This is a genomic window from Flavobacterium sp. ZB4P23 (genome assembly GCF_003970375.1).
Classification (GTDB): domain Bacteria; phylum Bacteroidota; class Bacteroidia; order Flavobacteriales; family Flavobacteriaceae; genus Flavobacterium.
This window is the reverse complement of the sequence record NZ_RYDK01000001.1, coordinates 363,739-376,917: the sequence shown is the minus strand read 5'-3', so window position 1 is coordinate 376,917 and position 13,179 is coordinate 363,739. Positions and strand designations below refer to the sequence as shown.

At 33.6% G+C, this 13,179-nt stretch carries 12 protein-coding genes; all 12 read left to right on the top strand.

The window, feature by feature from the left end; translation table 11 throughout:
- The first annotated feature begins 1 nt into the window (after position 1).
- The 12 genes from EKL99_RS01590 to EKL99_RS01535 all read left to right on the top strand — a co-directional run bounded on the left by EKL99_RS01590 (position 2) and on the right by EKL99_RS01535 (position 13,149).
- A complete protein-coding gene (locus tag EKL99_RS01590) occupies positions 2 to 2,029 on the top strand; it encodes a beta-N-acetylhexosaminidase (protein ID WP_126576265.1) in 2,028 nt (675 codons plus the stop codon).
- A 186-nt stretch (positions 2,030 to 2,215) separates the two neighbouring features.
- On the top strand, positions 2,216 to 3,835 hold the full coding sequence (locus EKL99_RS01585; RefSeq protein ID WP_126453416.1) for an ABC-F family ATP-binding cassette domain-containing protein: 1,620 nt from the start codon (positions 2,216 to 2,218) through the stop codon (positions 3,833 to 3,835).
- An 813-nt stretch (positions 3,836 to 4,648) separates the two neighbouring features.
- Positions 4,649 to 5,416: a DUF4382 domain-containing protein gene (locus EKL99_RS01580; protein WP_126555705.1), complete on the top strand. Its 768-nt coding sequence runs from the start codon at positions 4,649 to 4,651 to the stop codon at positions 5,414 to 5,416.
- Between the two features lie 46 nt (positions 5,417 to 5,462).
- Positions 5,463 to 5,759 carry a DUF418 domain-containing protein gene (locus EKL99_RS01575; RefSeq protein WP_126555707.1) on the top strand — a complete coding sequence of 99 codons (297 nt, stop codon included), beginning with the start codon at positions 5,463 to 5,465 and terminating at the stop codon, positions 5,757 to 5,759.
- Between the two features lie 81 nt (positions 5,760 to 5,840).
- Entirely contained in the window at positions 5,841 to 6,380 is a 540-nt protein-coding gene (gene pyrR, locus EKL99_RS01570; RefSeq protein WP_126555710.1) for a bifunctional pyr operon transcriptional regulator/uracil phosphoribosyltransferase PyrR, read from the top strand.
- 46 nt (positions 6,381 to 6,426) lie between these two features.
- The gene (locus EKL99_RS01565; protein ID WP_126555712.1) at positions 6,427 to 7,353 is read left to right on the top strand and encodes an aspartate carbamoyltransferase catalytic subunit; all 927 of its coding nucleotides are present in this window, start codon (positions 6,427 to 6,429) and stop codon (positions 7,351 to 7,353) included.
- Between the two features lie 77 nt (positions 7,354 to 7,430).
- Positions 7,431 to 7,763, top strand: coding sequence for a ribonuclease Z (locus EKL99_RS01560; protein ID WP_126459918.1), 333 nt, complete (start codon positions 7,431 to 7,433; stop codon positions 7,761 to 7,763).
- A gap of 95 nt (positions 7,764 to 7,858) precedes the next feature.
- Positions 7,859 to 8,764: a ribonuclease Z gene (locus tag EKL99_RS01555; RefSeq protein WP_126459916.1), complete on the top strand. Its 906-nt coding sequence runs from the start codon at positions 7,859 to 7,861 to the stop codon at positions 8,762 to 8,764.
- Positions 8,765 to 8,860: 96 nt separating this feature from the next.
- Positions 8,861 to 9,505 (top strand): pyridoxamine 5'-phosphate oxidase, encoded by a 645-nt coding sequence (gene pdxH / locus EKL99_RS01550; RefSeq protein WP_126562184.1) that lies wholly within the window; start codon positions 8,861 to 8,863, stop codon positions 9,503 to 9,505.
- A gap of 165 nt (positions 9,506 to 9,670) precedes the next feature.
- Positions 9,671 to 10,174: a CAP domain-containing protein gene (locus EKL99_RS01545; RefSeq protein ID WP_126562183.1), complete on the top strand. Its 504-nt coding sequence runs from the start codon at positions 9,671 to 9,673 to the stop codon at positions 10,172 to 10,174.
- 413 nt (positions 10,175 to 10,587) lie between these two features.
- Complete coding sequence (locus EKL99_RS01540) at positions 10,588 to 11,442, top strand: S1 RNA-binding domain-containing protein (RefSeq protein WP_126454843.1); 855 nt, start codon at positions 10,588 to 10,590, stop codon at positions 11,440 to 11,442.
- Positions 11,443 to 12,318: 876 nt separating this feature from the next.
- Positions 12,319 to 13,149, top strand: coding sequence for a 1,4-dihydroxy-2-naphthoyl-CoA synthase (locus tag EKL99_RS01535; RefSeq protein ID WP_126459908.1), 831 nt, complete (start codon positions 12,319 to 12,321; stop codon positions 13,147 to 13,149).
- The last annotated feature ends 30 nt before the right edge of the window (positions 13,150 to 13,179 follow it).

Genomic DNA, 13,179 nt, shown 5'->3' with positions numbered 1-13,179 from the left:
TATGAAATACTTTTTGATCCTATTATTAGTAAGTTTTGTTTCGAATGCACAAATTACCACCGAGCAATTAAACCTAATGCCTTGGCCACAAAATATAAAGTTGACCGCTGGCACTTTTGCTTTAAGCAAAAATTTTAAAGTGAATATTACCGGGAATCCTAATCCTAGAATTTTTATAGGCGCAACCAATTTCCTGCGACGATTAGATGGCAGAACGGGATTGTTTCTCGAACAAAGTTTTTTGACAGAAGTCAACGAAAGTCCGGAAGCAGAATTGCAGATAAATTGTGTTCGCAACGGAAAAATAGAAATTAATGAGGACGAAAGTTACGAATTGGAAATTGCTTCTAATCAAATAACCATTAATGCCACAAGTGATTTAGGGGCTTTGCATGGTTTGGAGACGTTATTACAATTGCTTCAGAATAATAGTACGTCATATTACTTTCCGGTTGTTGAAATCTCGGATTCGCCACGTTTTACCTGGAGAGGCTTGATGATTGATGCGGCCCGACACTTCCAACCGGTAGATGTTATCAAAAGAAATCTGGACGCTATGGCTTCGATGAAAATGAATGTTTTCCATTGGCATTTAGCCGATGATCAAGGTTGGAGAATTGAATTAAAAAATCATCCAAAATTGACAGAATTAGCCTCAGATGGAAATTTTTATACTCAGGAAGAAATTAAAAATATTGTAAAATATGCTGATGAAAGAGGGATTCTGGTTATTCCTGAAATAGATGTTCCTGGACATGCATCGGCATTGCTGACTGCCTATCCTGAAATAGGAAGTAAAGTAGGTGAGGGGGAAATCACGTATGAAGTACAAAGAAATTCAGGGATTTTCAATGCGACTTTAGACCCTATAAATCCAAAAACCTACGAAGTTTTAAGTTCGATTTTTGATGAAGTGTGCCCGTTATTTCCAAGTAGTTATTTTCATATTGGAGGTGACGAAAACAATGGGAAGGAGTGGAATGCAAATCCTGCTATTCAGCAATTTAAAAAGGATAATAATCTGGCCAGTAATCATGATTTGCAAACTTATTTTAATATGAAGTTGATTCCAATCTTGAAAAAATACAACAAAAAATTAATGGGTTGGGAAGAAATAATGACTGAAAACATGTCTAAAGACGCCATAATTCATGCTTGGCGAGGAACTAACGAAGGGCAAGAAGCCGGTGGAGCATTGATCGAAGCTGCAAAAAGCGGTTACAATACAGTGTTGTCAAATGGATATTATATTGATTTGATGCTTGGTATTGAAAGTCATTATTTGAATGATCCCATACCCAAAAAGATAATTCTTAGTCCAGAGGAAAAAGCAAGGGTTTTAGGAGGAGAAGCAGCGATGTGGAGTGAACTCGTAACGCCATTAAATATAGATTCCAGAATTTGGCCACGAACCGCTGCGATAGCCGAGCGATTATGGTCTGATGAATCTGTTACCGATATGAACAGCTTACGCAAAAGGTTGAAAACGATTTCTTTTCGATTAGAAGAACTCGGAATTACTCACATTAGAAACAAAGAAGTGATTTTAAGAAACATCAGCAACAATCAAGATACGCGTGCATTGAATGATTTTTCAAACCTTTGTGAACCACTGAAAAATTACAAACGTAATGGTGGCGGAAAGAAATACCGCATGCATTCTCCGTTGACCTTATTTGCGGATGCTTGTAATGCGGATGCTTCGGAAGCACTAGATTTTAATGTTGCAGTCAATACATATTTAGCAAATAAAAGCAAGGAGAATAAAGGGATAGTGACTGACTTTTTTAAGAAGTGGATCGTCCTAAATTCCGATTTAATTGCTTTAAGTGCCAATGCGTCGCTGGTGCAACCTCTTTTGCCCTTGTCTAAAAGTTTGAGTGATGTATCCCAGCAGCTATTGCTTTTAATAGATAAAAAACAAAAAGTAAGTCAAACTGTATTGGAAGATTTATTAGAGAAATGCAATACCAGAAGTCCCGCCGATGTAGAATTAGCAGTTTACGGTAGTTTGAAAAAATTGCTGTAAACAAGAAAAGTAACATTGGCTTTATGAAGTAAGAATTTTGAAATCCTGATAATTTGTGTCAGGATTTTTTTCTGTTAATTATTGTTCTAATCCGTAAATTAAAACCGTTAAAAATGGATTTTTTTGGAATTCAGTAAATCGTTATTTTTTTCGTATTTTTGCAAAAATTTTATAAAATAAATATTCATGTTAACAGTAAATAATTTATCAGTTCAGTTTGGCAAACGAATTTTGTTTGACGAAGTAAATACTACCTTCACTCACGGTAATATCTACGGAGTTATCGGAGCCAATGGCGCTGGAAAATCTACTTTTCTTAAAATAATCGCCGGTGAAATGGACCCAACTTCGGGACATATTCATTTGGAACCAGGAAAACGTATGTCGGTTTTAAACCAAAACCACAATATGTTTGACGAAAGCACCGTATTGGAGACCGTTATGATGGGGAATAAAACCTTGTATGCGATCAAAAAAGAAATGGATGCTTTATATTTAGATTACAATGATTCAAATGCGGACAGGATAGGCGAGTTACAAGTGCAATTTGAAGAGATGAACGGTTGGAATGCTGATTCCGACGCGGCATCGATGTTATCAAATCTAGGCATTACAGAGGAACATCATTATACTTTAATGGGAGATCTTGAGGGAAAAATTAAAGTTCGTGTCCTTTTGGCACAAGCGCTTTTTGGAAATCCGGATTTACTTATTATGGATGAGCCTACCAATGATCTGGATTTTGAAACCATTGCCTGGTTAGAGAATTTCTTGGCCAATTATGAAAATACCGTAATTGTAGTTTCTCACGACAGACACTTTTTGGATTCTGTTTGTACGCATATTTCGGATATAGATTTCAGTAAAATAAATCATTATTCCGGAAACTATACATTCTGGTATGAATCAAGTCAATTAGCAGCAAAACAACGCGCGCAACAAAACAAAAAAGCAGAAGAAAAGAAACAGGAATTAGAAGAATTTATTCGTCGTTTTAGTGCGAATGTAGCCAAATCAAAACAAGCTACTTCTCGTAAAAAAATGATTAGCAAGCTGAATATTTCCGAAATAAAACCATCAAGTCGTCGTTATCCGGCAATTATTTTTGACCAAGAGCGTGAGGCAGGAGATCAAATTTTGAATGTGCAAAATTTAAGCGCTTCTGTAGATGGAGATATTTTATTTAAAGGCGTAGATTTGAATATGGCCAAAGGCGATAAAATCGTTCTTTTCTCAAAAGATTCACGTGCCACTACCGCTTTCTACGAAATTCTAAATGGAAATCAAAAAGCGGATTCCGGAACTTATGATTGGGGAGTTACAACAAACCAAGCGTATTTACCAGGAGATAATCATTCGTTTTTCGAAAACGATTATTCTCTTGTAGATTGGTTGCGTCAATGGGTAAAAACTGAAGAGGAGCGTGATGAAGTAAATATTCGTAGTTTTCTTGGAAAAATGATTTTTTCAGGAGAAGAAGCCTTAAAAACCTGCAGAGTATTATCCGGAGGAGAAAAAGTGCGTTGCATGTTGTCTCGAATGATGATGGAACGAGCGAATGTTTTAATGCTGGATGAACCTACCAATCACTTGGATTTAGAGTCCATTACAGCTTTTAATAATTCATTAAAAAACTACAAAGGTTCTGTGATTTTCACCACTCATGATCATGAATTCTCGCAAACGGTTGCTAATAGAGTAATTGAATTAACGCCTAATGGAGCGATTGACCGTTACATGACTTTTGATGATTACCTAGATGATGAAAAAGTTCAGGAATTGAGAGCTAAAATGTATATTGTATAAAAAGTAATTTATATTTAAGATTAAAAATATCCCGCAATTGCGGGATATTTTTATTAAAAGAAGTTTTTAATTGTCAATCTTAATTAAACGATCATTATTTCTTACCGAAAATCTTATTAATGATAAAAATGATAATAACGATAACGGCAACAACTATAAATATACCAACACCTACTCCAGCTTTGAATATTCCTCCTATTATTGAACAACTTGAAAATGATATTAGTACCAATGAAAGCATTAATAGTCTGGTTAATTTTTTTAGCATGATTTCTATCTTTAATTTGAAATATAAAATTACAGGTTTCAAGTATAGCGTTGTTACATAATTATTTAAGTTTATTGTGAAATTTAGAGGATAAAATCACAAAATAGTGGTTAACCACCATAATTAAACATAAAAGTAATATAATAAAACCAAAGATGATATTATATTAGAAGATGAATTTAAAGAATTATTAGGTCATAATTTCATTAATATTCTATCAAAAGAAAAACGTGTTGTAGATGAATATGGTCAAATCTTTGAAAATTTGATTAAAATCAACCAAAAAGTAACTGATGAATTATTTTACCTCTGTAGACCTCCGCCTATGATGGAAGCAATAGAAAAGCAATTAACAGTTTTACATGTCAAAAAAGACCGCATTGTAAAGGAAAAAATTTAATGCATAATAAAGTCTTATAGTACTGCTGTTTTAATGTGTGAATCCTATAACTTAATACTAAAGTTATGTAACAAATTTTTTTCACGTTGCTTTTAAATTTACTAAATATTTTAAAGTATTTTATAACTATAAAAAACAATTGAAAATGAAAAAAATGAAAATTATTCTATCTTTCTTCGTATTAGGAATTATTATGACTTCATGTAATAACAACGAAGAAATAGCTTCAAGTTATCCTTATCAAGTAAAAATGACTGACGCTCCGGGGCCATATCAAAAAGTAAATATTGATTTACTAGGTGTAGAAGTAACTGGAGATGCTGGAGAAACGGTAACGTTGAATGTTAAGAAAGGAATTTATAACCTACTTGATTTTTCTAACGGCGAAAGTACTCTTATTGCTACTGACACCTTACAAATTTCTAAAGTTGCTCAAATTAGACTTATACTTGGAACAAACAATACGGTAGTTGTTGATAATGTAACCTATCCTTTGAATACTCCAAGTGCTGAACAATCAGGACTGAAATTACAAGTACACCAAACACTTGAACAAGGAATTTTGTATAGTGTTTTACTTGATTTTGATGCGAATAAATCAATTGTGAATACAGGAAATGGTGCTTATAAATTGAAACCTGTTGTTAGAACAATTGAAGCGGCTATAAGTGGTAACATTAAAGGTAAAATTACTCCGGTAGGCAGTTTAGCTGTAGTCACTGCTGTTGATGTTCTTACGAGTTTATCTTATTCAACAAACGCAAATGCAAGCGGTGAATTTTTAGTTATAGGTCTTCCTTCAGGGACTTACAACGTAACTATGACTCCTGTTTTACCTTTATTGCCTGTAACAAAAAGTACTATCGTAGTGACCATTGGTAATACAACTGATATAGGAACAACTGCATTTTAAAAAGTATAAATAAATTTGTTACGTTAAACACTTAATTTTTTATTAATTGAGTATTTTTTTTATCATAAAGAATGCTGTTAATAACGTATTTTCTAAGTTTATTCCGTTTGGAAAAATGAGCCTTACAAATTATATATTTCAGTCAGCAATTGGCGTATTTATTTATTACCGATATGGGTTGGGACTTTTTAAATATACTGGCGCTATCTTTTGCTTATTGATAGGATTTGCATTGTTTTTTATCCAATTATATTTTTGTAAATGGTGGCTTGAAACCCACAAGCAAGGACTTTTAGAAATGATTTGGCATAAAGCCACATGGATTTCATGGGGCAAATCCTAAATGCTGCTATTTTCTCCCTTTTTAATTATAATATCATAAATTGGAATTTGTATATTTGCCAAACCAAACTACACAATTACTATGAGTCAAAAAGTATTACTTACTGCAAAAGAAGTTACTATCATATTACATCGTTTGGCTTGTCAATTAATAGAAAAACATTTAGATTTTTCAGATACAATATTAGTTGGAATCCAACCAAGAGGTGTTTTTTTGGCGGAGCGATTGAAACAAATTCTGGAAAAAGAATATCAAACTCCTGAAATTCAATTAGGTTATCTGGACATTACCTTTTTCAGAGATGATTTTAGAAGAACAGATAAGCCATTAGAAGCCAATAAAACCAAGATTAATTTTATTGTTGAAAATAAAAAAGTCATTTTCATAGATGATGTCCTGTTCACCGGACGAAGCATACGCTCAGCTTTGACTGCTATACAATCTTTTGGGCGACCTTCGGAAATTGAACTGCTGGTTTTGATAGACAGACGTTTCAGTCGCAATTTACCCATTCAACCGGATTATAGAGGCAGACAGGTAGACGCAATAAATGATGAAAAAGTAAAAGTGAGCTGGAAAGAAAATGACGGAGAAGATGGTGTGTATTTAATTACAAGTTAGATTTAAAACAAAAGCCACCTATTAAAAACTATAATCGTAAATAAAAATGAAAGAATTAAGCGTAAATCATTTATTAGGGATAAAATACATCAACAAGAATGATATTGACCTGATTTTTGAAACTGCCGATCATTTTAAAGAAGTCATTAATCGACCAATTAAGAAAGTGCCTTCGTTACGAGATATTACCATTGCCAATATTTTCTTCGAAAACAGTACCAGAACAAAACTTTCTTTTGAATTAGCACAAAAACGGTTGTCTGCAGATGTTATTAGCTTTTCGGCAGCACAATCTTCTGTCAAAAAGGGAGAAACATTAATAGATACCGTAAACAATATCCTTTCGATGAAAGTAGATATGGTGGTGATGCGGCACGCGAATCCAGGCGCTGCTTATTTCTTGTCCAAAAACGTAAAAGCCAGCATCGTCAACGCAGGAGATGGTGCACACGAACATCCTACACAAGCGTTGTTAGACAGCTATTCCATTCGAGAAAAACTAGGTGAAGTAGCCGGAAAGAAAGTGGTCATTGTAGGTGATGTTTTGCATTCCAGAGTCGCTTTGTCCAACATCTATGCGTTGCAAATGCAAGGCGCTGAGGTCAAAGTTTGCGGCCCTAAAACACTTATTCCAAGACATATTGAATCGCTTGGCGTTACTGTGGAACCTAATTTAAGAAAAGCATTAGAATGGTGTGATGTTGCCAATATGTTACGTGTGCAAAATGAACGTATGGATGTCAATTATTTTCCATCCACAAGGGAATATGCACAACTATATGGAGTTGATAAACCACTTTTGGATTCTCTTAATAAAGAAATTATAATTATGCATCCCGGACCTATTAATCGCGGTGTAGAGATTACAAGTGAAGTGGCTGATTCCCATCAATCCGTGATTTTGAACCAAGTAGAAAATGGTGTAGCAATTAGAATGGCGGTTATTTATCTTTTGGCTTCAAAAATTCAATAAACTAATTTAAAACTTTGTAAATTAGCTACTTATAAACCATACTGCTATTAAAGATGCAGTCTCTGAAATTTAATACAATGAAAGTAGATCAAAAAGGACATACGATAACGATTAGGGATACTCAGGGTGATTTTACTTCTTTTTTAATGAAGGTTACCCATCAATATAAAACATTCGAAAAACACAACATAATAATTGATCTTTTGTTGCATAACGATTTGTCAACAAATGATGTTAAATTATTTATGCCATTGTCAAAACAACATAAAAAAGCTAAAAAATCTTTTGTAATTGTCACTTCTGATTTTGATTACAATGCCATTCCTGAGAAATTAACTGTGGTGCCTTCACTATTAGAGTCTCATGATATTATTGAAATGGAGGAGATTGAAAGAGATTTAGGTTTTTAAGTTAGAACACTCGGTTACTTTTTAACCGCCAAATTTATTTAAACAAATATGAAATAACGATTAAACAGTTAACCAAATAACCGAATAAATTAAACTTGAAACTAACAATCCTCGGTTGCTATGCAGCCACTCCACGAACCTTTACCAATCCTACTTCCCAGATTTTAGACATAAAAAACAGACTTTTTTTGATTGATTGCGGAGAAGGAACCCAAGTGCAATTGCGGAAGAATAAAATACGATTTTCTAAAATAAACCATGTTTTTATTTCCCATTTGCACGGAGACCACTTCTTTGGATTAGTGGGTTTAGTATCCACATTTACTTTGCTCAACAGAACTACGGATTTGCATATTTATGGTCCAAAGGGCATCAAAGAAATTATCAAGTTGCAATTGCGATTGTCTAATTCTTGGACCAATTACGGTTTGTTCTTTCATGAATTGGAATCGCTGGAAAGCGAAATTATTTTTGAAGACGACAAGGTTTTGGTAAAAACCATTCCATTAAAACACCGCGTGTATACAAATGGTTTTTTGTTCCAAGAAAAATTAGGAGACCGAAAACTGAATTTGGATGCCGTTCAAAATTATGAAATAGAGAGTTGCTATTACCAAAAAATAAAAAATGGGAAAGACATCGCGTTGGAAGACGGAAGAATCATAGCAAACGACAAATTGACATTTGATCCTATTCCGGCAAAGAATTATGCATTTTGCTCAGATACTGCTTACAATGAGGAGATACTTCCTATAATTGAAAATATAGATGTGTTGTACCATGAATCTACTTTCCTTCAATCGGAGGAAAATCTGGCCAAAAAAACATTACATTCTACAGCTAAAGAAGCTGCAACCATAGCTTTGAAAGCAAATGCTAAACAATTAGTTTTAGGACATTATTCCACCCGATATGAAAATATCGGATTGTTTAAAGAAGAAGCCGAAACTATTTTCCCCTCAGTACTCTTAGCAGATGATGGAAAAAGCTTTGAGTTTTAAATACAGAAATCAATTTAGAGTATAAAATAGTATTTGGATTTTTTGATAATTTTTATCAAATCATTCAACAATCAAACATTTTTAAAACAATGAAATATGAACGACTTAAGTAATTACAGAAAATCATACGAAAAGAGTGAATTATTAGAATCGAATATTCCGGAAGACCCAATAAATTTGTTTAATCGCTGGTTTCATGAAGTAGAAGATTATGGTGGCGAAAGCGAAGTAAATGCTATGACGGTTGCTACAATAGGTTTAGATGGTTTTCCCAAGTCTAGAGTTGTTTTATTGAAAAAATTTACTGAAGAAGGTTTTATTTTTTATACCAATTACAATTCAGAAAAAGGTAAGGCTATTGCTGAAAATCCTAATGTGTGCCTGTCTTTTTTTTGGCATACTATGGAGCGTCAGGTAATCATTAAAGGAATTGCAAAAAAAACATCGGAAATGACTTCTGATAGTTATTTTGAATCCAGACCTGATGGCAGTAAATTAGGCGCAATAGTTTCTAACCAAAGTGAAGTGATTCCTTCCAGAGGCTATTTAGAGGAAAACCTGAAGCAGTTAGAAAAAGATTTTGAGAGTGTTGTAATTCCGAGACCCAAACACTGGGGCGGATTTTTAGTAACTCCTTTAGAAGTAGAGTTTTGGCAAGGAAGGCCCAATCGATTACATGATAGAATTCGTTATACAAGTCAACACGATTATTCTTGGAAAATGGACAGACTCTCTCCTTAAAGTAGGAAATATACATATATAAATATCTTTATAATGTAGTTAGTCGATTATTTTTGGTAGTTTAACGATAAAAGATGTAATTTTAATTAATAATAAAAAGCATCTATTAATTATTCTTAAAGTTTTTTGCCCCACAATTTACTTTACACTTAAACTACTACTCTTATGAAGCTAAAATTACTTCGTGCGTTATTGCTCGTGACTGTAATATGCACTATGAATTCCTGTTCTTCAGACTCTTCTGATACTCAAACAGCTGATGCCGTAGCAAAGAAAGTAACTGTTTATTCATACAATTCGATCGAAATAGAAACGATGAATTTGATTAATGCTCACAGAGTTCGCAAGGGTTTAACACCTTTAGAAAAAATTAATCACATGTCTTACAAATCAGAAGAACATGATCATTATATGATTGCAAATAATGTAGTGAATCATAATGATTTTGTGGCTCGTTCCGAAAATATAATGAAAACATTAGGAGCCACATCCGTGAGCGAAAATATTGCTTATAATTACAATACACCACAAGCGGCTTTAAATGCTTGGTTAGCCAGTCCTAGTCATAAAGAAAATATAGAGGGTAATTTTACCCATTTTGGAATTGCAATAAAAGAGGATCCTGCAACGGGTAAAAAATATTACACAAATATCTTCGCAAAAATTTAAGTTGAGTATTTTTTTATAATTAAAAGGCTGTCTTCCCCCAAAAGACGGCCTTTTATTTTTTATGAATAGCCAATTATTTTTAAAAAGGTTTAGTGCTATTTTTTTATTTACAAAAAGTCCAATGAATCTACTTTCATTGGACTTTTTGTATTTGTGTAATCTTACGGAATTTTTATTCGTTTATAAAAAAAACAACTAATTTTATTCTAAAGTAGCTCTTTCATTTTTGGTTTACGTCCACTGATGAGTAAAAGATACTAAATAGTCGGCAGTACAACTCATAATGAAACAACGGAAAGTGATGCTTCTGGAAAACCAAAAAACCTCGGATTCGGGCTTTGTTTTTTTGTGGACGGTTTCTTAATTTACTATTTTCAAACTTCGTACCTTTGCACTTTAGAAATTGAAAGAAAATGATTGAAATAGGAAAATACAATACGCTTACCATATTACGCGATACCAAAGTGGGTTTGTTTCTAGGTAATCCAGAAAAAGATCCCGAAGGAATTCACGACATTCTGTTGCCTAACAAATATGTACCAAACGAATTTGAAATAGGCGAGGAGTTGATTGTTTTTGTGTATTTAGACCACGAAGAAAGACCCGTTGCCACCACATTAGAACCGTATATATTATTGAATGAATTTGCGCTTTTGCGTGTGAATTATACCAATCAGATTGGTGCTTTTATGGATTGGGGAATGGAAAAAGATATTTTGGTTCCGTTCAAAGAGCAGGCGCGTCCTATGGAAAAAGGCAAACGCTACTTGGTTTATCTTTATATGGACGAAAAAACTAATCGTTTGGTGGCTTCCAGTAAAACCAACCAATTTCTAAAAAATGAGGAGCTAACGGTTGAAAAAGGAGAAGAAGTGGATTTGATTGTTTCGCACATTACTGAAATAGGAATTAACGTAATTATCAACGAGAAACATAAAGGTTTGTTGTACAAAGATGAAGTGTATGATGATGCAATTCGAACAGGAGACCGCATGCGCGGCTACATTAAGACGATTCGCCCTGATAATAAAATTGATGTGGCATTGCAGGTTCAGGGGTACCAAAGTATCGAGCCCAATGCAGATAAAATTCTAGATGAGTTAAGAGCCAGCAGAGGTTTTTTGCGTTTGACGGACAATTCACACCCGGAAGACATTAAAACAGTTTTGAAAATGAGCAAGAAAACCTTCAAGAAAGCCATTGGTGCTTTATACCGAGAGAAATTAATCGAAATCAAGGAAGACGGAATTTACTTAATTAAGGAGTAAAATAATACCAACACTATTTTTATGTTTTATCGTTTGCAACCATTAAAAAATTTAGGAAGTTTAGTCAAGGAGCATATTCTTACTGTAGATTAATTTCTAAATGATTTAGAAAAAATATAAAATGTTTAAACAATGTTCAATGTAAATTAAAAAAAGAAAGACTAATCGGTATGATTAGTCTTTCTCTTTTTAATATTGTTTTAGAATAATAAATTCTGACAACATTAAAATAAATTGGATGTTCAAAGTAACTTTATCCACCTCTAACACTATAGTATTCAGGATACTATTTTTAAAACAATAACGTAAGCATAAAGTACTTTAAAGAATAGTTTGTCTTTAAATGTCCAGTCAGTTGCGTAGCATTTTTGAAAATAATTTCACAATAAAGCCACTGGTTTTATATATATTGGAAGATAATTTTCTAAACAATTGTTTATTAATGTCTCACTTATGCAAGAACAAGAAAAATAGCTCTTTAGTTAACCGTGGGTGTTACTTTTATTTTTACTGCTGAAGCAAATGATTTTCTCATAAACTCGTTAATCAGGGCTTTTGAAATAGTGTTATAAGTTATTACCGTAGAAAAACGAGTGACAACATTTTTAATGGTATTCAATACATTCTTTTTTTAGGTTAATAAATCAGTGAAAAATCAATAATTAAATGAGATAAATAATTCGTATTTATCTGATTAGCTGATTATAAAGTTAGAAATAATTTGGATTCCCAACTGTTAAAACGCTATTTTTTGGTCGTTTTTTAACATTACAAAGCCTTTAATGAGAGAAATATTACCATAAGCTTGTCTAAATAGAATAGATAAAATGTAAAAAATGATTTATTTTTACACTATAATAATTAAAATCAATTGTAATGGATTGGATTACTGCTAAAGAATACGAAGATATCACTTATAAGAAATGCAATGGCGTTGCCAGAATTGCTTTTAACAGGCCGGATGTGCGCAATGCATTTCGTCCAAAAACGACAGCTGAATTGTATAATGCCTTTTATGATGCGCAGGAAGATACTTCAATTGGAGTAGTTTTACTTTCTGCCGAAGGACCTTCTTCTAAGGATGGCGTATATTCTTTTTGTAGCGGAGGCGATCAAAACGCACGTGGTCATCAAGGATATGTAGGCGATGACGGACAGCATCGTTTGAACATCTTAGAAGTACAACGCTTAATCCGATTCATGCCAAAAGTAGTTATCGCCGTAGTTCCTGGATGGGCTGTAGGCGGCGGACATAGTTTACATGTGGTCTGCGATTTGACTTTGGCAAGTAAAGAACACGCTATTTTCAAACAAACTGATGCCGATGTAACCAGTTTTGATGGTGGATATGGTTCAGCTTATTTAGCTAAAATGGTGGGACAGAAAAAAGCACGTGAAATTTTCTTTTTGGGACGCAATTATTCGGCTCAGGATGCTATGGATATGGGAATGGTGAACGCTGTGATTCCTCACGCTGAATTAGAAAATACGGCTTACGAATGGGCGCAGGAAATCTTGCAAAAATCTCCAATGGCTATTAAAATGCTAAAATTTGCGATGAATCTTACGGATGATGGAATGGTGGGACAACAGGTTTTTGCCGGTGAGGCCACTAGACTTGCCTATATGACAGAAGAAGCTAAAGAAGGCAGGAATGCATTCTTGGAAAAAAGAAAGCCGAATTTTGAGAAAAAATGGTTGCCGTAATTGAGTATTCAGTTATTAGTGTTCAGTAGT

What these genes read in the sequence shown, in the direction of transcription:
- EKL99_RS01540 (WP_126454843.1), top strand. Translation starts at nt 10,588, where the DNA reads ATGATTGAAATAGGAAAATACAATACGCTTACCATATTACGCGATACC.
- pyrR (WP_126555710.1), top strand. Translation starts at nt 5,841, where the DNA reads ATGAGTCAAAAAGTATTACTTACTGCAAAAGAAGTTACTATCATATTA.
- EKL99_RS01580 (WP_126555705.1), top strand. Translation starts at nt 4,649, where the DNA reads ATGAAAAAAATGAAAATTATTCTATCTTTCTTCGTATTAGGAATTATT.
- EKL99_RS01535 (WP_126459908.1), top strand. Translation starts at nt 12,319, where the DNA reads ATGGATTGGATTACTGCTAAAGAATACGAAGATATCACTTATAAGAAA.
- pdxH (WP_126562184.1), top strand. Translation starts at nt 8,861, where the DNA reads ATGAACGACTTAAGTAATTACAGAAAATCATACGAAAAGAGTGAATTA.
- EKL99_RS01560 (WP_126459918.1), top strand. Translation starts at nt 7,431, where the DNA reads ATGAAAGTAGATCAAAAAGGACATACGATAACGATTAGGGATACTCAG.
- EKL99_RS01565 (WP_126555712.1), top strand. Translation starts at nt 6,427, where the DNA reads ATGAAAGAATTAAGCGTAAATCATTTATTAGGGATAAAATACATCAAC.
- EKL99_RS01585 (WP_126453416.1), top strand. Translation starts at nt 2,216, where the DNA reads ATGTTAACAGTAAATAATTTATCAGTTCAGTTTGGCAAACGAATTTTG.
- EKL99_RS01545 (WP_126562183.1), top strand. Translation starts at nt 9,671, where the DNA reads ATGAAGCTAAAATTACTTCGTGCGTTATTGCTCGTGACTGTAATATGC.
- EKL99_RS01590 (WP_126576265.1), top strand. Translation starts at nt 2, where the DNA reads ATGAAATACTTTTTGATCCTATTATTAGTAAGTTTTGTTTCGAATGCA.